The 19925-nt window shown below is 51.8% G+C and carries 13 protein-coding genes; 9 read left to right on the top strand and 4 right to left on the bottom strand.

Annotation, left to right across the window (positions count from 1 at the left end):
• Positions 1 to 48: 48 nt before the first annotated feature.
• From IEX02_RS02585 to IEX02_RS02550, 8 genes are all read left to right on the top strand, one after another.
• The gene (locus tag IEX02_RS02585) at positions 49 to 2937 is read left to right on the top strand and encodes a discoidin domain-containing protein (RefSeq protein ID WP_188689854.1); all 2889 of its coding nucleotides are present in this window, start codon (positions 49 to 51) and stop codon (positions 2935 to 2937) included.
• Positions 2938 to 3122: 185 nt separating this feature from the next.
• Entirely contained in the window at positions 3123 to 4034 is a 912-nt protein-coding gene (locus IEX02_RS02580; RefSeq protein ID WP_229702000.1) for a glucosamine kinase nucleotide-binding domain-containing protein, read from the top strand.
• The gene (locus IEX02_RS02575) at positions 4031 to 4999 is read left to right on the top strand and encodes a glycosylasparaginase (RefSeq protein ID WP_188689853.1); all 969 of its coding nucleotides are present in this window, start codon (positions 4031 to 4033) and stop codon (positions 4997 to 4999) included. Before IEX02_RS02580 ends, IEX02_RS02575 begins: the two co-directional genes overlap by 4 nt.
• Positions 4999 to 6717 carry an endo-beta-N-acetylglucosaminidase gene (locus IEX02_RS02570; RefSeq protein WP_188691740.1) on the top strand — a complete coding sequence of 573 codons (1719 nt, stop codon included), beginning with the start codon at positions 4999 to 5001 and terminating at the stop codon, positions 6715 to 6717. Before IEX02_RS02575 ends, IEX02_RS02570 begins: the two co-directional genes overlap by 1 nt.
• Positions 6714 to 7451, top strand: coding sequence for a copper homeostasis protein CutC (locus IEX02_RS02565; protein ID WP_188689850.1), 738 nt, complete (start codon positions 6714 to 6716; stop codon positions 7449 to 7451). The genes IEX02_RS02570 and IEX02_RS02565 overlap by 4 nt, the downstream gene beginning before the upstream one ends.
• Positions 7452 to 7488: 37 nt before the next feature.
• Positions 7489 to 10014, top strand: a complete 2526-nt coding sequence (locus tag IEX02_RS02560) for a beta-mannosidase (protein WP_188689846.1) — start codon at positions 7489 to 7491, stop codon at positions 10012 to 10014.
• On the top strand, positions 10011 to 11801 hold the full coding sequence (locus IEX02_RS02555) for a sodium:solute symporter family protein (RefSeq protein ID WP_188689843.1): 1791 nt from the start codon (positions 10011 to 10013) through the stop codon (positions 11799 to 11801). Before IEX02_RS02560 ends, IEX02_RS02555 begins: the two co-directional genes overlap by 4 nt.
• Positions 11801 to 14014, top strand: a complete 2214-nt coding sequence (locus IEX02_RS02550; RefSeq protein WP_188689839.1) for a GH92 family glycosyl hydrolase — start codon at positions 11801 to 11803, stop codon at positions 14012 to 14014. Before IEX02_RS02555 ends, IEX02_RS02550 begins: the two co-directional genes overlap by 1 nt.
• A gap of 1 nt (position 14015) precedes the next feature.
• Here the strand turns inward: IEX02_RS02550 and IEX02_RS02545 are convergent, their stop codons facing one another.
• Positions 14016 to 14462, bottom strand: a complete 447-nt coding sequence (locus tag IEX02_RS02545; protein ID WP_188689836.1) for a DUF6491 family protein — start codon at positions 14460 to 14462, stop codon at positions 14016 to 14018.
• A 158-nt stretch (positions 14463 to 14620) separates the two neighbouring features.
• Between IEX02_RS02545 and IEX02_RS02540 the strand changes: the two genes are divergently transcribed.
• Entirely contained in the window at positions 14621 to 16972 is a 2352-nt protein-coding gene (locus tag IEX02_RS02540) for a DNA polymerase II (RefSeq protein WP_188689832.1), read from the top strand.
• A gap of 146 nt (positions 16973 to 17118) precedes the next feature.
• Here the strand turns inward: IEX02_RS02540 and IEX02_RS02535 are convergent, their stop codons facing one another.
• Genes IEX02_RS02535 through IEX02_RS02525 form a run of 3 tightly spaced genes read right to left on the bottom strand, consistent with a single transcriptional unit; the run spans position 17119 to position 19783 of the window.
• Complete coding sequence (locus tag IEX02_RS02535; protein WP_188689830.1) at positions 17119 to 17424, bottom strand: DUF6482 family protein; 306 nt, start codon at positions 17422 to 17424, stop codon at positions 17119 to 17121.
• Between the two features lie 57 nt (positions 17425 to 17481).
• Positions 17482 to 18225, bottom strand: coding sequence for a ParA family protein (locus IEX02_RS02530; protein ID WP_188689827.1), 744 nt, complete (start codon positions 18223 to 18225; stop codon positions 17482 to 17484).
• 16 nt (positions 18226 to 18241) lie between these two features.
• The gene (locus IEX02_RS02525) at positions 18242 to 19783 is read right to left on the bottom strand and encodes a CHAD domain-containing protein (protein WP_188689824.1); all 1542 of its coding nucleotides are present in this window, start codon (positions 19781 to 19783) and stop codon (positions 18242 to 18244) included.
• Positions 19784 to 19925: the final 142 nt, after the last annotated feature.

The raw sequence follows: 19925 nt of genomic DNA, 5'->3' as shown, positions 1-19925 counted from the left end.
GCCAGCCTGCAAACGCAGGCTGCCGTAAAAAGATTCAGAGGAATTACAATGAAACATTTTAAAAACAACAAGTTGTATGCAGTGATTGCGCTCGCCATGAGCGGTTTGTATGGATGTGGTGGTGCAGGTGATGCGGACCCGGCAGATATTCCGGTAGTGATTGATACTACCTCGGCAGATATTAGTGGCTCGGCGGTAAAAGGTACCCTGAGTAATGCGCTGGTCACTGTGTCACAGATGAATGGCACCGAGATTACAATGGGCTCTGAGAGCAAAACCGATACCTACGGTAGGGTTAGCTTTAGCGTGGAAGCTAAGCAGGGCTTTGGTATTAACGGTATGTTTAAGGTGGATGTCACGGCCGATGCCAGTACCAGCATGATGTGTGATGCCATCAGTTGTGCCGGTGTTGATATGGGCGGTATGCTGTCTGGCGCACCACTTGAGGGCACTAAGTTTACCACCCTTACTTATGTGCAAGTACCTTATGCCAGCAGTTCCGATGGTGTGGCTGATGCCAGCTTCCAGGCTAATGCCCTGACCACAGTGGCCTCAACCCTGGTGGCCGAGCAGGTCGCGGGTGGCCGTAATGTGTCAGTACGTCCTCTTTACGAACTGGCCCTGGCTGATAACTCGCAAACCTTGCTGAAAGCGCTTGGCATTAGTGCCAAAGCTAATGTGTTCAGTTCCGAACTGGTCAGTGCAGAGTCCTACGACAATTTTGTCACCGGGGAAAACTGCGAAGATGTGGCGCAGGTTGATGAAGATGGCAATCCCATAACTGATAACGAGGGTAACCCGGTTACCCAAGAGGTTTGTGTCGATACCCTGGTTAGTGGCGATATTATCAAGCTGTCATTAGCTAACGCGGCTTTTGCCAATATCACTGAAGGGGAGAGCTTCAGCGGTTTAATGAGTGAGGTGGCCGGTGCCATTGCCATCGCGCAAGAAGGGGACGTCAGTGTACTGACGCCGCTGCGTGAACGTATGTTGGCGTCTGTTGGTGCGGTGCCTTATTTAGACAAGCTTTCACTTACTGCGGATAGCGTAATTGATCTGTCACTGGCGTTTTTAGACAGCGACACCAGCTCAGGGCCGGTTCGGGAAGTGACTAACGAGGTCAATTTAGCCTCGGCAATCATTACTGGTCGCAACCGTATCAGCGATGCAGAAGCGGAAACTATGGTGTTTGACGGTGACGTTGAAACCAAGTGGTTAGATCATAACGAATGGAAAGGCGCGCCAAGCGTTGAAGACCCATCCTGGTTGCAAGTGCAGTTTGCCGAGCCGCAGGCGGTAAGCAGCCTGTTTATTACCAGTGCTAATGACGCCCCGGCTCGTGATCCTGAGAACTTCCAGGTGCTGGCCTCTAATGACGGTGAAAACTGGCTGACTTTGGCCGAGTTTATTGGTGAAACCTTTGACGAGCGTTATGAGCGTAAGGAATTCCGCTTTGTAAACGGATTGGAGTTTACTCACTACCGTTTGAACATCACCAAAAACAAAGGTGATGACACCCTGATGCAAATTGCCGAAGTGGAGTTTGTCGGGCCCATCTACACCAGCGCTGATCACACCGACCCGGTAGGCAGCGCAAATATTACCGCTCGCAACCGCATCGGCGATGCTGAAGCCGAAACCATGGCCTTTGACAACAAGATCGAAACCAAGTGGCTGGATCATAACGATTGGAAAGGTGCGCCCAGCGTTGAAGACCCGTCCTGGGTACAAATCGATCTGCCTGAGCCTAAGGCAGTGGATACCTTGGTATTAACCAGTGCCGATGATGCAGAAGGTCGCGATCCTGAAAACTTCAATCTGCAAGGCTCTAACGACGGTGAAAACTGGTTCACTTTATCCGAATGGATTGGCGAGAGTTTTGATGAACGCCATCAGCGTCGTCAGTTTAGCGTAGCCAACAGTTTGGCATTCAGCTCCTACAAGCTGAACATCACTAAGAACAAGGGGGATGACACCCTGATGCAGATTGCCGAAATCGGTTTGGTCGGACCCAAGTTGCCGGATCTCAACCATGCCCTGATGGACGGCAAAGTGGTGACCTTCCGTAACGCTATCAGCGACACCGAAGCGGGTGATATGGCTCTTGATGGCGATGCACAAACCAAGTGGCTGGATCACAACGAGTGGAAAGGAGCGCCTTCAGTTGAAGACCCGTCTTGGATTGAAGTGCAGTTCCCTGCGCCTGTTGCAGTGAATAAGCTGGGCATGATCAGTGCCAATGATGCCGATGCCCGCGACCCGGAAAACTTCAATATTCAAGCCTCAAACGACGGTGAGAACTGGGTAACCTTGGCTAGCTGGATTGGCGAAGGCTTTGATGAGCGCTTTGAACGTCGCGTCTTCCCCTTTAGTAATGACCTGGGCTTTAGCCATTACCGGGTAGAAATCACCAAAAACAAAGGTGACGACACCCTGATGCAAGTGGCTGAGATTGAGCTGATTGGTCCGCAGTATCAGTCGGTTGACCATTCATCCACACCAGGTGCTGAGGTGAGCGTGCGTAACGCAATTGGTGAGGCTGAAGCCGGAGCCATGGCCTTCGACGACAATATTGAAACCAAGTGGCTTGACCATAACGAATGGAAAGGTGCACCCAGTGAGGAAGATCCTTCCTGGATCCAGGTGGACCTGCCACAAGCTAAGATTGTCAGCAGCATTGCTATAACCAGCGCCAACGATGCCGACGGTCGTGACCCTGAGAACTTCAATATTGAAGGCTCCAATGACGGCGGCGTGACCTGGACTCGTCTGGGGAGCTGGATTGGTGAGTCCTGGGACAATCGTTATGAACGCAAGCTGTTTGAAATGGGCAACGGGTTTGCGTTTAACACTTATCGCATCAACATCACCAAAAACAAAGGTGATGATACCCTGATGCAAATTGCAGAAATTGAGCTTATTGGTCCCGACCTGTAAGCCCGTTAGCCGGCGGCTATGCCGCTGGCTTTTCTGTTGAAAGGAAAGTGGCCGCACAGGATGACTCGCCTGCTGCGGCATTATGTTTGGTAGAGGTGGTGCCAAGACGCTGCAGCGTCATAGGTTTTTCACTCTGCCGGTGATATGGCGGTTCGGCGAGTGAACCAAACAGCAATGAGGTTTGTGTGAAGACCAAAAACCTGCAACAGCACGCTCCCCTGTTTATGGGCATTGATGGTGGTGGTAGTCACTGCCGGGTGATGATTCAGGATGAACAGGGTAAGACTCTAGGGCAGGGCAAGGGCGGTCCGGCTAATCCTGTGTACGGCGTACAGCAGTGTAAGGACTCCATTATCAAGGCCACCCGAGATGCGCTGCATGAAGCTGGGCTGGATGATAACGCCATGACACGCCTGGTGGTTGGTGGTGGTCTTGCTGGTTTACACTTGCCGCAGATGCAAGAGCAAATGCAGGCCTGGCAGCACCCCTTTGCGGCTTTGTATCTCACCACCGATTTGCACGCCGCCGCCCTTGGTGCCCATCAGGGCATGGATGGCGGTGTGATTATACTGGGCACCGGATTCAGTTCTTTGGCGGCCTGTAAAGGTAAGCTGACTCAGGTTGGTGGCTATGGCTTCCCTATCAATGCAACTTGCAGTGGCGCCTGGTTTGGCCTTGAAGCCGTTAAAGCGGTATTGCTGGATGCTGACGGTGTGGGCCTATCTACCAGCTTAACCCAGGCACTATTGGAAACGCGCTGCGCCACCGAACTGGCCGAGGCGTTTATGCATGCCACGGCGACTGACTACGCCAAGCTGGCACCGCTGGTGTTTGAGCAGGCAGATGTGGGGGATAAGGTCAGTTTGGGTCTGATTCAACAAGGTGCGGCCTTTATCAATCAGGTGATCCGACGTTTACTGGCTTGCGGCGTGACTCGTTTGGCCATGATCGGCGGTATTACCGAACGCATCAAACCCTGGCTTGACCCACAACTGGTGATGACGGTTGGCCCGGCACTGGCAAGCCCGCAGCAGGGGGCCATTTTGTTTGCCCAGCAATCCCATAAGCAGATGAACAAAAGTAAGGAACAGCGATGAGTTCAAGACGCGACTTTCTAAAACTATCAGCCATTACCGGTGCAGTTGGCATGCTGATGCCTAAGTTTGCTGGTGCATCCACCAAGGTCAACAAGCCCATTGTGGTGTCGACCTGGGAGCATGGTACCCCGGCTAATGAAGCGGCCTGGCAGGTACTGGAAAAAGGTGGTCGCGCACTGGATGCAATAGAAGCCGGTGTTCGTGTGCCCGAAGCCGACCCTAAAGTGCGTACTGTAGGTTACGGCGGCTATCCGGATCGCAACGGCAAGGTAACCCTGGATGCCTGCATTATGGATGAAAACATGAATTGCGGCTCGGTAGCGTTTTTGCAGGATATTAAACACCCGATATCGGTGGCGCGTTTGGTGATGGAAAAGACTCCCCACGTGATGCTGGTGGGCGATGGCGCCAAGCAATTTGCCCTGGAGCAGGGTTTTAAAGAAGAGAACCTGCTGACCCCCGAGTCCGAAGCCGATTGGCAACAATGGCTAAAAGACCAGAAAGTGCAGATGATCAATATCGAGAACCACGACACCATCGGCATGCTCGCCCTGGACGAAGCCGGTAATCTTAGCGGCGCCTGTACTACCAGTGGTGCGGCTTACAAGATGCACGGTCGGGTGGGCGACTCGCCGTTAATCGGTGCCGGTTTGTATGTGGATAACGAAGTTGGCGCCGCCACTGCCACCGGCATGGGCGAGCTGATGATTAAAACCGTCGGTTGTCATTTGGTGGTGGAATTGATGCGCCAGGGCGCAAGCCCCGAACAGGCCTGCCGTCAGGCAGTCGAGCGGATTGCCAGAAAACTGGGCGACTATGCCCAGTTCCAGGTGGGCTTTTTAGCCCTGAATAAACGCGGCGAATACGGCGCTTACTGTATTCAAAGTGGCTTTAACTATGCGGTTCGCCAGCAAAGCGGTGCCCAGCTAATTGACGGTAAGAGTTTGCTGGGAGGCCAGGCTTGATGCGTGTCGGCTTGTTACTTCAGACTCTGATGTTAAGTGCTGCGCTGTTTGCCGCATCCCTGCAGGCTGACAGCCAAGGGATATTGCATGACCAGCCACCATTTGCGCTGACCATTTCGCAAGCCAAAGCCTGGACACCGGCCGAGGCCAGTATTGAGAACGTTTCTGCGGTGCCACTGGCCCGGCGTTTTCCCGCCTTACTGGACGGGCAGCAGGCTTCACCTGCTAAGGTGTTGTATGCCCCGGATGGCATGAACAATTTTGCCAATTACCTGCACACTCAGCCTCAGTTTAACTTGTATAACTTTACGCATTGGTCACAGATTGATGTGCTCAACTGGTTTGCCGGTACTGCCGATTTAGGTATTCAGATCCCGGCCCGCCCTTGGGTGGAAACCGCCCATAAAAATGGCGTTAAGGTCATAGGCTCGGTATTTCTGGGGGTTGCCCAATGGGGCGGCAGTGCCGATACCGCCGAAGCTTTGCTGGAACAAGATGCACAAGGGCGCTTTGTGGTGGCAGACCGCCTGATAGAGATAGCCAACTTTTATGGTTTTGACGGTTGGCTGATTAATCAGGAAACCGACCTCACCGCGGTTAAAGATAACAACAACCAGTTGCTTAAAGGGCAAAAGGACGCTGCAAGAGGCGAGGCGCTGGCCTCGCGTATGCTGGCTTTTGTGCAATACCTGACCGCTAACGCCCCGCAAGGCATGGAAATTCATTGGTATGACGCCATGGTTGCCAGTGGCGAAGTGCGCTGGCAGAACCAACTCAATGACCAAAACCAAGCATATCTGCAGGATAAGGTACGCTCATCAGACGCCATCTTTTTAAACTATTGGTGGGATCAGAAAATGGTCCATGCCTCGGTAGCCAAGGCCCAAGAATTAGGGCGCAGCCCGTTTGATGTGTATGTGGGGGCCGACCTTTGGCCCAGTCGCAATGCACAGCGTGCCTTTAGCCGCCATCAGTGGCTGGACTGGCTGTTTGAAGACAGCCAGGCGCTGGCCTCTATCGCCTTGTTTGCTCCCAATGTGAATTACAACTTTGACGGCGAGTCGCATACCCCGGCTTTTAGCCAGTTCCCAAAAAATGCCGATGACGAGCAGGCCTTTTATACCACCGAGGTGCGGCTGTTTGCCGGTGACGATTTAAATCTGGCCAAAGTTGACAGTCAGGGTTGGAAAGGGCTGGGTGGCTACTTGCCGGCTAAATCCACCCTCAGCAGCCTGCCCTTGGTGACCTATTTTAATACCGGCCAAGGTAAACATTGGTGGCAGCAAGGGAAAAAGCAAGGCGGCCCCTGGACTAATATGGCCTATCAGGAGCCACTGCCGACCTGGCAATTTGCCAATGAGGGCGCCATAAAGCTGCACTTTGCCTTTGATGATGCCTTTAACGGTGGCAGCAGTCTGGCTGTGACCCAGCCCCAAGGCGATAAAGCATACGCACCTTTATATGCCACCGAGCTGTTACTCAGCGGCACAAGTCGCTTGTTAGTTACCAGCCGTGGCCAAAGCAATGGCTTGTCGCTATTACTTGAAACCGCAGACGGACAAACCCTGCAATTGCCGCTTGATGCCGCCAAGGACTGGTCAACACAGACAGTGTCGTTGCAGTCATTGGCAGGTAAGAAGCTGGTTCGTATCGCCTTGCAGGGCGATGGAAAACAGGCCATTGAGGCGCGTTTGGGTGGTTTGGAGATCTTGCCATGAGAGGACTGGAAGTCTGTATTAATGCCGACGACCTGATGCACCTAGGTGAAGATGTGCGCGCGGCCCGCCTGGGCGGCGCGGTTCGTATAGAGCTATGCGGGCAGATGCAGCATGACGGCCTGACTCCCAGCAGTGACGCTATGCAGATTGCCCGGGAGGCCTTTGCGGAGGTGCCCGGCATGCTCGTGATGATTCGCCCTCGCGGTGGTGATTTTTGTTATGCCTCTAATGAGCTAGAGCAGATGCGGGAAAGCATTTATCTGGCCGCTGAGCAGGGTGCTGACGGTGTGGTGCTAGGGATCTTGAACCAGCAGGCTGAGCTGGATATGGCAAGCCTTAAACCCCTGGTTGAGTTAGCCAAAAAGTTATCGCTGCAAGTGACCTTCCATCGCGCCTTTGACGCCATTGCCAACCCTAAGCTCGCCCTCGAACAGTTGATTGAACTGGGTATCAGCCGTGTGCTTAGCGCCGGTACCCCCTGGGGTAGCGGCCAGGGTGCGTTGCAAGGACTGCCAGTGTTAAGCGCACTGCTTGAACAAGCCGCCGGGCGCATTGAGTTGGTGGTGGGCGGCGGTATTCATACCGCGGTGCTGGATAGCCTGCTGCCAGCATTGCAAAACAAAGCACAAGCCTGGTCGGTGCACAGTTATTCAGCACTATTGGATAAGGGCAGGGTAAATCAAAGCTGGGTGGCCGATATGGTGGCCCGGTGTCAGGCGGAAAACCGGATGTGATCCGGTCACCGCAGCATTTTTATTTTCTAAGAGTATTATGATTACGAATTCATCCATGCATTATGGCCAGCGTCTGGATCTATGTGGTGACTGGCAGTTTCGTCAGGCCAACGCCGCAACCTGGCTTCCTGCTCAGGTACCGGGCTGCAACTTCACCGATCTTCTGGCCAATGGTCTGATAGATGAGCCTTTCTACCGCGACAATGAAACCAAGCTGCAATGGATTGAGCAAGAAGACTGGCACTACCAGAAACGCTTTAACCTAAGCGCCGATTGGTGGCAGTACCAGGATATTCAACTGGTTGCCGAAGGCCTGGACACCTTTTGTGACTTGTATCTGAACGGCCATAAGCTGGCCGAAAGTCAGAATATGTTTATTGGGCAGCATTTTTTGTGCAAATCCTTGCTCAAAGAAGGTGAGAACCTGCTGGAGATACGTTTTCGCTCTCCCATCAAGGAAGTGCTGCCGCAGTACCAACAGGCTGGCTTTGCCTATCCCGCTGAGAACGACAAGTCTGAGGACAAACTCAGTGTTTATTGTCGCAAAGCCCCTTGCCACTTCGGCTGGGACTGGGGACCAAGGTTTGTCACCAGCGGTATCTGGCGACCTATTTATCTGCAGGGCATAACGGCCTGTCAGATCACCGATACGCATTTTGTTCAGCATCAGTTGGATGCCGCACAAGCCCGTTTCAGTTTTGCTATCAGTATGCAATCGGCAGTGGCGGAGCAGGCCATCTTACAGGTGGAATGTGCTCAGGCACCGCAGCTGAATAAACAAATCCCCGTACAACTGGGTGTGGGCGAAAACGTCCAGCGGCTGGATTTTGACTTAGCTTCCCCACAGCTTTGGTGGCCCAATGGCTTAGGGGACGCTTATCTTTATGAATTCAGTTTTACTTTGCTGATTGGCAATCAAGCGCTACATAGCAAACAGCAGCGCATTGGTCTTCGTACCCTGGAAGTGGTGAACGAAGATGACGCCATGGGCCAGTCTTTCTTTATCCGCGTAAATGGCCAGCCTGTGTTTATGAAAGGCGCTAACTATATTCCCGGTGACAGCTTTGTACACCGTATGACGCCAGAGCGCCACGCGCAGGATTTCAAGGCAGTGGTGGATGCCAATATGAATATGCTGCGGGTATGGGGCGGTGGTATTTATCAGGATGAGGTGTTCTATCAATTGGCCGATGAACATGGCATTTTGATTTGGCAGGACTTTATGTTTGCCTGCACTTTGTATCCGGCCGATGAGGCCTTCCTCGCCAATGTACGAGAGGAAGCTGAGTACAATGTTAAGCGCCTGCGCAATCATCCCTGCCTGGCGTTATGGTGCGGTAACAATGAAGTAGATATGGGGATTAAACATTGGCAGTGGCCGGAGAAATTTGGCTATAGCGATGCCCTGTATGCCCGCTTGAAAGATGACTACATTCGTTTATTTGACCAGTGCCTGCCAGAGGCGGTGGCAAAGCTTGATGCCGGACGTTTTTATCTGCGCTCCTCCCCCATAGGCTTCTGGGAAGAAGATATGGATCATATGGGTAATCACCATTATTGGGGGGTGTGGCATGGTGAAGAGCCCTTTAGCGAGTACCAGAAACGCATCCCACGTTTTATGAGTGAATTTGGCTTCCAGTCTTTTCCGCTGGCCTCTTCCATGGCGAAGTTTACCGAACAACAGGACTGGCAACTGGACTCGCAGGTTCTGAAGGTGCATCAGAAGCACCCGCGCGGCAACGGCCTTATCCGTAGCTATATGGAAACAGAATATAGCGCGCCGGAAAATTTTGCCCGTTTGCTATTTTTAAGTCAGGTGCAGCAAGCCGAAGGACTGAAATTGGCCTTTGAAGCACACCGGGCGGCGCAGCCATTTTGTATGGGCACGCTCTACTGGCAGCTCAATGACACCTGGCCAGCCGCGTCCTGGTCCGGTATTGATTATTATGGTCGCTGGAAGGCCCTGCACTATCAGGCCAAGCGCAGTTTCCGTACCGACTTATTGGTTATCGATGAGGTACAGGAAAGCATTCGTATCAGACTTGTTAGTGATCGCTTGCATTCAATTAATGCCAGAGTAGATTTGACCTTGCTGGACTTCAGTGGCAATCAGCTGTGGCAAAAAGAGCAGCCCATCAGCACACCAGCCAATGGCAGTGCTGAGGTGGCTATGCTGCCCAGAACGGAGCTACTGGCTACACATAACCCCAATCAAGTGGTACTGCAGGCTGTGCTGATTGATAGCCAGGGGCAGGAACTTACCGACAGCTTGTTTTACTTTGTGCCCAGTAAGCAACAAGCGCTCAGCGCGCCTAACCTTGAGGTGACAAGCCTGGTGGGCGAGCAAAGCCTGACCCTGACCTTGCAGAGCTCCTCTTTGGTACGCCAATGCCATGTGGAGATAGACGGCGTGGCCGGCAATTTTTCCGACAACTTCTTTGACTTGTTGCCCGGCCAAAGCAAGCGCATTCACCTGGCCTTGCCGGGTACTAGTAAAGCGGAAATTGAAAAGCTGGTTGTGAGTACTCGCTATCAGTCGTTATTCCAGGAGCAAGGCCAATGACCCTGGCTTGGTTAGACCTACTGATCATCGCCGCGTACCTGCTCGGTACGCTGGGGCTTGGGATCTATATCTCCAAGCTGGCCAGCCGCGATATGAATGCCTACTTCCTGGCTGGCAAGCAGATCCCTTGGTGGGCACTGGGGGTGTCGAATGCCTCGGGGATGTTCGATATCGCTGGCACTATGTGGCTGGTGTCCATGTGTTTTGTTTACGGTCTGAAGAGTGCCTGGTTGCCCTGGATCTGGCCCATCTTTAATCAGGTGTTTTTGATGGTCTACCTGTCGGTCTGGCTGCGACGTTCCAATGTTATGACCGGTGCCCAGTGGCTGCAAACCCGCTTTGGCAGTGGCCGTGGTGCCGAGCTATGCCAACTGGTGGTGGTTATCTTCGCTATCGTCAGCGCCATCGGCTTTATTGCTTATGCCTTTAAAGGTATTGGCAAGTTTGCGGCGATATTCTTCCCCTGGCAGTTGTCCCCCGATACCTACGCCCTGATTATCTTTGCCTTTACCACCTTGTATGTCATCAAAGGCGGCATGTACTCGGTGGTGTTCACCGAAGTCCTGCAGTTTGTGATTATGACCATTGCTGCAGTGGCGGTAGGGGTTATTGCGATTAACTTGGTCAGCCCTGAGCAAATTGAAGCCGCGACCCCGGCGGGTTGGGACAATATCTGGTTTGGCTGGCAGTTGGATTTAAACTGGCAGGGCCTGATAGACAGTGTTAATGACAAGATTCAGTCCGACAGTCTGGAGCTTATCGGCCTGATGGTGATGATGATGCTCTTCAAGGGCGTGCTGTTCTCCATGGCAGGGCCGGTGCCCAACTATGATATGCAGCGGATTCTGGCCACCCGTTCTCCTAAGGAAGCGGCCAAAATGAGCGGCCTGGTGTCTTTAGTGATGTTCTTCCCCCGCTATATGATGGTGGCCGGTCTGACGGTGCTGGCAATAGTGTATATGGGCCCGGATATTCAGGCCCAGGGCGGCGCTTTCGATTTTGAGCAAATTCTGCCTTATGCCATCAGTAACTTTGTGCCGGTGGGACTGACCGGGCTGCTGATAGCCGGGCTGCTGGCGGCCTTTATGTCGACCCTGGCGGCGTCCCTGAATGCAGCGCCCGTGTACTTTGTTAACGATATCTACAAACGTTATTTTCGCCCCGACGCTGACAAGCAAACCTATGTCAGGGTGAGTTATCTGGTGTCTTTTGTTCTGGTTGTAGTGGGTGTCGGGCTTGGCCTGATGTTGTCCAGTATTAACGACATTATGCAGTGGATCTTTGGTGCGTTATTTGGCGGCTATGCCGCAGCCAATCTGCTTAAGTGGCACTGGTGGCGCTTTAATGCTTACGGTTACTTCTGGGGCATGATGGCCGGTTTGCTGGCGTCACTGTGTTTGCCGCTACTGATGCCGCACACCCATCCGTTGTTCGCCTTCCCTGTGCTGTTGCTGATAAGCCTTGCCGGTTCGGTGATTGGCACCCTTATGACCCCGGCAGAAGATGACAAGGTGCTCTGTGATTTCTACCGTCAGGTCAGACCCTGGGGGTGCTGGGGACCCATTCGGGCCAAGGTGCTGGCTCAGGACCCGAGTTTTGATCCCGATACCCACCCAGGCCGCGACATGGTCAATATTCTGGTTGGCATGGCCTGGCAAATCTGCCTGGTGGCCCTGCCTATTTACCTGGTTATCCAACAATGGACAGAAATGCTGGTGGCGTTGACGCTGGCCTTGCTGACCACCTGGTTCCTGAAGAAAAACTGGTTAGATAAGTTGAAAGATTAATGAAAACGAAAAGCTTGATTTTGGGCCTTGCGGCCTTACCGCTGATGTCTACGCTGGGGTGCGCCTCCTCTACTTCACAGATATCTGAAACTAAGGCTCTGCCTGTGCAGCAGGTGCTGGACTACGTCGACCCTTTTATCGGTACCGGCGGTCATGGTCATACCTTCCCCGGTGCCTTAGTGCCTTTTGGCATGGTGCAACTGAGCCCGGATAACCCCTCAAAGGGCTGGGACTGGACATCGGGATACCATTACTCAGATAACATTCTGCTGGGTTTTTCTCATACCCACCTTTCCGGTACTGGTGTGGGAGACATGCTGGATGTGCTGGTGATGCCCTTTAGGGGAGACTATCAGGCCCGCGCCAAAGATGACAAAGGGCGCATATTCACCACTTACGGCCACGATAAGGAAAGCGCCAGTCCGGGTTACTACAGCTTGTATCTGCCCGAAGAGCAAGTGCAGGCCGAGCTGACTGCCAGCACCCGCACAGGCGTGCATCGCTACCGCTTTGATGGTGAGCAGGACGCCAAACTGTTGTTTGATCTGGGCTATGCGCAGAACTACGACAAGCCTGTTGTGACCTTTTTACGGGTTGAAGATAAGTACACACTCACCGGCTATCGCCTGTCTACCGGCTGGGCAAAGAACCAGCCTATCTATTTTGTCGCTAAGTTTGATGCGCCTTTTAGTCATCAGTTGCTGAACGACTTACAAGCAGTGAAAGGCGACCAGCTACAGGCCGAGAAAGGCAAGATTGTACTGAACTTTGGTAAACCGGCTAAGGCCATCGAAGCTAAGGTGGCGTTGTCCTACACCAGCATTGCGGGTGCCAAGGCCAACCTGGCGGCAGAAACCGCGCAACTGGGTTTTGAGCAGGTAAAACAGCAAGCCGCCCAGGCCTGGGTAAATCAGCTGGGTAAATTCCAGGTTGAGGATGCTGATAAGACCAATAAAACCAAGTTTTATACCGCGCTTTACCATGCTTTTGTGGCCCCGCAGGTGTTCCATGACGTGGACGGCGCCTTCTTTGGCGCAGATGGCGCGGTGCATAAAGATAAGCATTATGGGCGCTATTCGTTGTTTTCGTTGTGGGATACCTTCCGCGCTTTACATCCGCTGCTGACCCTCAGCAATCCGGAGAAAGTGGACGATATGGTGAAATCCATGCTGGGTTTTTATGACGAGACAGGTTTGCTGCCTACTTGGGATCTGATGTCCAACGAGACCGACGTGATGATTGGCTACCATGCGGTACCCGTGATTGTGGATGCCTATTTAAAGGGCCTGACCAGCGCCAACCCAGAGCATATTATGGCGGCCATTAAGGCCTCGGCTATGCAGGACAGATTCGGTATCGATCTGTATCGTCAGTACGGCTACATCCCATCCGAGCTGGAAGTGGAAGCGGTGTCTAAAACCTTAGAATATGCCTTTGATGACTGGGCCATTGCGCAAATGGCCAAGGCATTGGATAAGCAAGACGACTACCAGCTGTTCAGCCAGCGTGCGCAAAGTTATCGTACGCTGTTTGATGCCAGCACCGGTTTTATGCGTGGCAAGGATAAGCACGGTGAATGGGTAACGCCGTTCAACCCCACTTATGTTGAGCATCGCAACACCGATTACACCGAGGCCAACGCTTGGCAGTACAGCTTTTTTGTACCCCATGATGTACCTGGCATGATTGAACTCTTTGGCGGTGAAAGCCCTTTTGTGGCCAAGCTGGATGAGCTGTTCTCCACCAGTTCCGAGATGCAGGGTGATGTGTCGCCGGATATCTCCGGGCTTATTGGTCAATATGCCCATGGTAACGAGCCGGTTCACCATGTGGCCTATTTGTATGCCTTTACCGCAGACAAGCACAAAGGCGAAGCGCGTATTAAAGAGATCCGCGACACTATGTATCTGGCCCAGCCCGATGGCTTGGCCGGCAATGACGACCTAGGACAGATGTCGGCGTGGTATGTATTTAGCGCTATGGGCTTCTATCCGCTAAATCCGGTCGGTGGTGAATACGTGCTAGGCACGCCACAGTTTGAGCAAGCTACCCTGAGCCTAGCCAATGGCCATCAGCTAAGCGTGAAGAAAGAAGGTGAGGGAAGCGTGCAATCGGTGTGGTTAAACGGCGAAAAGCTGGTAAGCCCTATCCTGACTCACCAGCAGATTTTGCAAGGCGGTGAACTGCGCTTTGTGATGGCACCTCGTTCTTGATTTAGTTTGCGGCAGGCTTGGCCTCTTCTTGCTTGCCGCTTTTCCATGACGTTAAGGCTTTGTATTGTTCCTTGCTGATGGGGTAAATGCTGTCTATTGGGCAGCGTACATGGAATTTTCCCGGTACAAACACCGCATCAAATTTGGCATCCAACTGTGAGCTGATGCTTTGGTCGGTGGCCAATGCTTGGGCAAAGTCCAAATCCGGACAGCGCCCTCGCAGCGTCAGCAGGTAAGATCTCGACGGGCTAGTGCGTAGTATTAGATTCTGTTCACCTAAGGGATACCAGCTATCCAGTTTAAAGGTGGTGATTCGCTTAATGCTTTCAAGCTGCTGACTTTTCACAAAGTCATTTACCATAGTCTGCCATTCTTCTTCACTGGGATGGTAAGTGGCGCAGCCTACCAATAAGGCTAAAGCCAGTGCGCTTGCTATCAGCTTAGACATCTTTGCTCCTTTGCTGGACGGTTGTGATGCTTATAAAGCCTACTGCTTGGCTAGCTTTTTTACCAGTTGTGGCTAAAAAGCTGTTGGGCTAAGGGCTTTTTCGTTGGTATGGTTAGCGGCTTCTGCTCCCCGTCGGTATTTCGCCAAGAGAACCTTTCTTGTCCAGTCATCACACAGGTTTTGTACTTACTCGTAACAGCTTTGACTCCAACCAGGGAACCTTACTGGAGTTATGGCTGGCTACCCCTCAGGGGCCGGTGAGATTGCTGACCGAGCCGCAAAAACCGCTGTTTTTTATCGCTCAGGACGAGGCCGATAAAGCCGGCGCCCTGCTTCATCAGGCCGGTATTCGTTATTCGGCCAAAGCATTGCCGCTGAAGACCTTTGCTCAACAGTCGGTAAGAGGTCTGTACTTCCACTCTCCAGGACAAGTCTATCAGGCCAAAGAAGCACTAAAAGCGGCGGGGTTAACCTGCTATGAGGATGATATCCGTCTGGCTGATCGCTATCTGATGGAGCGTTTTGCCTACGGTAGCCTGGCTTTTACCGGCACAATGCATCAGCGCCAAGGTTATTTGGAAGTCATGGATGCCAAAGTACGGGCCGCGGAGCATCAGGTGCAATTTCGCCTGTTGTCGCTGGACATAGAATGCAGTGAAAAAGGGGAGCTTTATTCCATAGGACTGGCCGCCGATGACTATCAAAAGGTCATTATGATAGGTGCGGAGCAGCAAGGCCCCGATTGGATAGAATGGGTGACGGATGAAACCGCATTACTCAGAGCGCTGGAGGCTGCCATTGCAGACTATGACCCTGACTTGTTTATTGGCTGGGCGGTGGTTAATTTTGATTTTAAACTGCTGCTTAAGCGCGCTGAGCTGAAAGGCATTAAGCTCAAGCTGGGGCGCGGTGGTGGCATTGCTACCTGGCGCGATGGCCGCGAAGCCAATCAGGGCTTTGTCAGTATGGCCGGGCGAGTCGTACTCGACGGTATTGATGCGCTGAAAACCGCTACCTATCAGTTTGACAGCTTCAGCCTTGAATTTGTGGCGCAGCAACTATTAGGTAAAGGTAAAGATACCGAGGATGTGGCTAATCGTCTGGCTATCATCAAGCATGATTTTCTGCATAACAAGGTCAAGCTTGCTAAGTACAACCTGCAAGACTGTAAGTTGGTGTTGGAGATCTTCGCTCATACCCGTCTGATCGACTTCTTAAGATTACGCAGCCAGTTAACCGGCCTGGAACTGGACCGCAGCGGCGGCTCGGTGGCGGCTTTTACCAATGTGTATTTGCCCAAGCTGCACCGGGCCGGCTATATTGCCCCTAATCTACCGGCCGACGGCGGTTTGGCCAGCCCTGGCGGTTATGTTATGGACTCAAGGCCTGGCTTGTACCGCCAGGTGTTGGTGCTGGATTTTAAAAGTCTGTATCCCTCCATCATCCGCACTTTTAAAATAGATCCTCTAGGTTTGATTGAAGGTTTGCTCTGCCCGGATAGCGCCATAGCAGGCTTTCGTGGCGCGCAGTTTTCCCGGGATAGGCACTTTCTACCTGACATTATCGCCGGGCTGTGGCAGCAGCGAGATGAAGCCAAAAAGCAAAAGGATGCCGCTCGTTCACAGGCCATCAAGATACTGATGAACTCCTTTTACGGCGTGCTCGGCTCGGGGGGCTGCCGTTTTTACGATACCCGGCTGGCCAGTTCCATCACTTTACGTGGCCACGAAATTATGCAAACCACCGCTAAGTGGATAGAAGCAGAAGGCTATCAGGTGATTTACGGTGATACCGACTCGACTTTTGTCTGGCTGGGAGATGAGGTGGCAGATGAGTCGGCCACCAAGATTGGTCAGCACCTGGAGAGCATGATTAATCAGCGCTGGCAGCAAAAGCTGCAGGAAGAACTGCAATTGGACTGCTATCTGGAAATTGAATTTGAGACTCACTACAAACGCTTTTTAATGCCCACTATTCGCGGTTCTGAGCTGGGTAGTAAAAAGCGCTATGCCGGGCTTAAAGCTATGGCGGACGGTGAAGTCTTGGTGTTTAAAGGACTGGAGTCGGTGCGCTCAGACTGGACGCAGTTGGCCAGACAGTTTCAGCACGAGCTTTACCGGCGGGTATTCGCCGGGGAAGATGTGGCCGGTTATATTCGTGGCATTATCGATGACACCCGCGCTGGTAAGTTGGATAACCAGCTGACTTATCGTAAACGCCTGAGAAGGCCGCTGGCTCGCTATGTTAAGAATGTTCCTCCTCATGCCAGAGCTGCCAGGTTAGCGGATGAGCAAAATTATGCGCAAGGTAAGCCGTTGCAATACCAACACAAGGGCTGGGTTACCTATGTGATTACCCTGGATGGCCCACAACCAATGGAATACCAACATAGCGCTATTGATTACGACCATTATGTGGAAAAGCAGCTCAGACCGGTAGCCGAAGGGATCCTGCCGTTTGTCGATCTCAGCTTTGACGAGCTGGCCAGTAACCAAATGGGATTATTTTGAGCCCGTATTGGTTCGGTTAGGTCGTCTTCCCTTCGTGTTTTCTTTGCGGTAAGAAAAAGAACTCAGATAAACACGAGGATATTAAGAGGAGCAACTTAACCTTCCCAAGGTGCTGCCATAAGCCATTGCACCATAAGAGTCTCTGCTTAATACAATCTGTTGTTTCCCAGCGGTACTTCTAACCGATTCCCTCCAGGTTTAGCCGGTTGGCCAATCATTTCGTCATAAGCACTTTCATGACGCAGGCACATCTGGCTTACCTTTATGCCGTCAAATAACTTCTGCAAGTTGAGTATATTGCTGGCCCGAATGGCCCGACCGGATTCATCGACCACCAAGTGCTCCTGGCGATTAATGGCCACATAAAGCTGAAACAATGATAAATCCAGGGATTGAATAACGACTTTTTCAATATGCGTGGTTTTAGTTAACTCAGTCAGTCTAATGGTCATGTGCGCTGGTCCGAATCTTTAATACTTACAAGTTATACGGACAAATCTGCATCAGGTTCATATGCGTGTTGCCAGTTCCCGCCATAGATCAAGATAATGCTGGGCAGCCGGTGTGGCTTTGGCAAAATCCGTGGCTGGCGCTCGGTTTACCCCCATACGTTCAATATGCGAAGAGAATGGAATATAGGTGTTCAGCAGCAAATCAGCATGCTGCTCCCCTAGACGTTGCATAGTATCAAGGTGCAACTTTTTACTTACCTGGACCATGGAAAAGAAGGCGAGAATCTTACTTTTTTCCAGTTTGTGCTGAGTGAAAAAGTCCAACAGCTGTTCCAGGGTGCGCTCCGATAAGGTGCTGGGGATCACCGGCACTAGTACCCAGTTTGCGCAGCTAAATACCGATTCGGATAACATGGAAATGGTGGGGGGGCAGTCCAGCAGCACAATGTCATAGTCTTTTTTCACGCCTTTGAGGGCTTTTTTAAGGGCGCTATGGCCTTTGGCCAGGCGCGACAGAAAAATATCGAAATCACGAAAATCCATATTGGCCGGTAGTACATCCAGATTTTCATAATCACTGCCCTTAATGGCCTTCAGCAGTTTGTCCTGATCGGTAAAGAAGCTGTCTTCGCTGAGTTTCTTGGCGGGTTTGAGGCGAAAATAAAACGACGATGCGCCTTGAGGATCCAGATCGCAGAGCAGAACTTTATGCCCCGACTGCGCCATTAAATGGGCCAGGTTGGCAGAGCTGGCGGTTTTTCCTACTCCGCCTTTATTGCTGTAGCAGGCTATGATTTTCATGCGGTGTTCCTTTGGGCTAGATGAGATTTTGCGTTGCTGCAAGCAATGCTGACTGATGATTGGGATCATTCAGCAGCCGTAAATGCTGGCTTATTTTGTATTTTGTCTGCCGTTTTTGCTCCTGGTAATATCGCAGTAACAGTGTCAGGGCCTCGATATTTTCAGAGGGAGGACGCTTAATGGCTCGAGCACTATCCAACCAACCATGCAGCGCCTGTTGCTGTACACAGGCATCATTAAACAGACCAAAGTCTTGGGTTAACTGTTTGAGTGAAGAGGCGAGCACGGAGAGCCGCTTTGTTGTTTTAGGACGCTGAAAAAATTCAGCCAGATAGCGAGCCTTTTTTAATGCAATGCGCAAACGGTGTAGTTCGTCATCCGGGGATTGGTCATGTAACTGTCCGGTCAGAACAAATATCTTGTTTAACTGCCGGATAAGACGCTTGCGACCGTATTGCGTGGCCGGTTTCTGGCCCTTATCGCCATCGTTCAACTGCGCAATACTTTGCATCAATATTTGCTTGTTGGTTTGATAGGCGGTGGATTGCAATTGGTCGCTAAGTCTTTGCTGGGCAATCTGGCGCTCCTTTTGCAAATTATGACGTAATTTATCCGCCTGACAGTGCAGATGAGGTGGAAGTATCTGTTGATAAGTAACCTGGTCTTGTAGATGTACGTCCAAATCACGCAAGACATTGGTGTTTTGCATCCAGTTTGCCAATTGGTTGGCACAGTGTTGTTGCTGGTTTTCCTCAAAGGCACCTTTACACAGTGACAATAAAGAGCGCGCTTTACGCATGTTTACCCGGTACTGATGCAAGTACTCAGTGTCTATGTCCAGAATAATTCCTTGTTCATTACTAAATGCTGCTAGCAGCAGGGGCTTAAGCCAGCGCTTGGTTTGACTGGCAATATCTGGCCGACCTTTTTGCATACTGGTATTGGCATGATGCACAACCAGAGGATGTCTTCGGTACAAGGCTACAATCTCAGAAACTCCGGCTGTCTGCCCTGGAAATACATCCTTGATGTATCGTTGCCAGCTTGTCAGAAGTTTTTCGCTCTTGGTGAACCCGCGATAGGTCTGGCAAAAACAAAAATGCTGTGCAGATATGCCGTTCAGTTCAATATCAAGCAGGTAAATGATCCCGCAGGTTTTATGTAACCTGTTTGTCAAACGCCATTGTTGATAACGCCCCTTACCCCTGGCCAATATCTGCAAATTGCGTAAGGGAGCTAAGCCCAGCAGCCAGGCTGGTGGTTGTTCAATCCGTTCGCAAAGCTCTCTGGGGGGCAGAGGAAAATCAAAAGGGGGCTGATCTTTGCGATGCAGCGGATAAATATCTCGTTGGCTGATACTCAACAGTTTGTGCGAAAGTCGCAGCAAAGATTTACCTTGTTCTGCAATCTGACAATCCCCGTTATCTATCAGTGCCAGGGGACCTGACAGGAATTCTGTTTGGCTCAGAACCAAGCCGCGTTGTACCGCCTTGTTTTCCAGCCAGGACAACAGAGGAGTAAAATCCCCCTCTCCTTGTGAATGCCATAGCCTAGGCATATTGCTGGTACCTTTTTTGTTGATTTTTTATGCACTGCTTACCACTCTAGCGCGGCAATACCTTATGGTCAAAGTACGATCCCTGAGCAAAAAAGGCTTTTACAACAGAGTGCTTTTGTAAGGTAACTGCTGATTACTTATG

Origin of the sequence: Bowmanella pacifica (genome assembly GCF_014645355.1) — a bacterium.
GTDB classification, from domain to species: Bacteria; Pseudomonadota; Gammaproteobacteria; order Enterobacterales; family Alteromonadaceae; genus Bowmanella; species Bowmanella pacifica.
Note: the sequence above shows the minus strand (reverse complement) of the source record. Positions and strands in the feature narration are given on the sequence as shown.

Bases quoted from the DNA above. Each gene is read 5' to 3' on its own strand.
- IEX02_RS02570 (WP_188691740.1), top strand. From the start codon at position 4,999: ATGCGTGTCGGCTTGTTACTTCAGACTCTGATGTTAAGTGCTGCGCTG.
- IEX02_RS02555 (WP_188689843.1), top strand. From the start codon at position 10,011: ATGACCCTGGCTTGGTTAGACCTACTGATCATCGCCGCGTACCTGCTC.
- IEX02_RS02550 (WP_188689839.1), top strand. From the start codon at position 11,801: ATGAAAACGAAAAGCTTGATTTTGGGCCTTGCGGCCTTACCGCTGATG.
- IEX02_RS02530 (WP_188689827.1), bottom strand. From the start codon at position 18,225: ATGAAAATCATAGCCTGCTACAGCAATAAAGGCGGAGTAGGAAAAACC.
- IEX02_RS02575 (WP_188689853.1), top strand. From the start codon at position 4,031: ATGAGTTCAAGACGCGACTTTCTAAAACTATCAGCCATTACCGGTGCA.
- IEX02_RS02565 (WP_188689850.1), top strand. From the start codon at position 6,714: ATGAGAGGACTGGAAGTCTGTATTAATGCCGACGACCTGATGCACCTA.
- IEX02_RS02525 (WP_188689824.1), bottom strand. From the start codon at position 19,783: ATGCCTAGGCTATGGCATTCACAAGGAGAGGGGGATTTTACTCCTCTG.
- IEX02_RS02560 (WP_188689846.1), top strand. From the start codon at position 7,489: ATGATTACGAATTCATCCATGCATTATGGCCAGCGTCTGGATCTATGT.
- IEX02_RS02535 (WP_188689830.1), bottom strand. From the start codon at position 17,424: ATGACCATTAGACTGACTGAGTTAACTAAAACCACGCATATTGAAAAA.
- IEX02_RS02545 (WP_188689836.1), bottom strand. From the start codon at position 14,462: ATGTCTAAGCTGATAGCAAGCGCACTGGCTTTAGCCTTATTGGTAGGC.
- IEX02_RS02585 (WP_188689854.1), top strand. From the start codon at position 49: ATGAAACATTTTAAAAACAACAAGTTGTATGCAGTGATTGCGCTCGCC.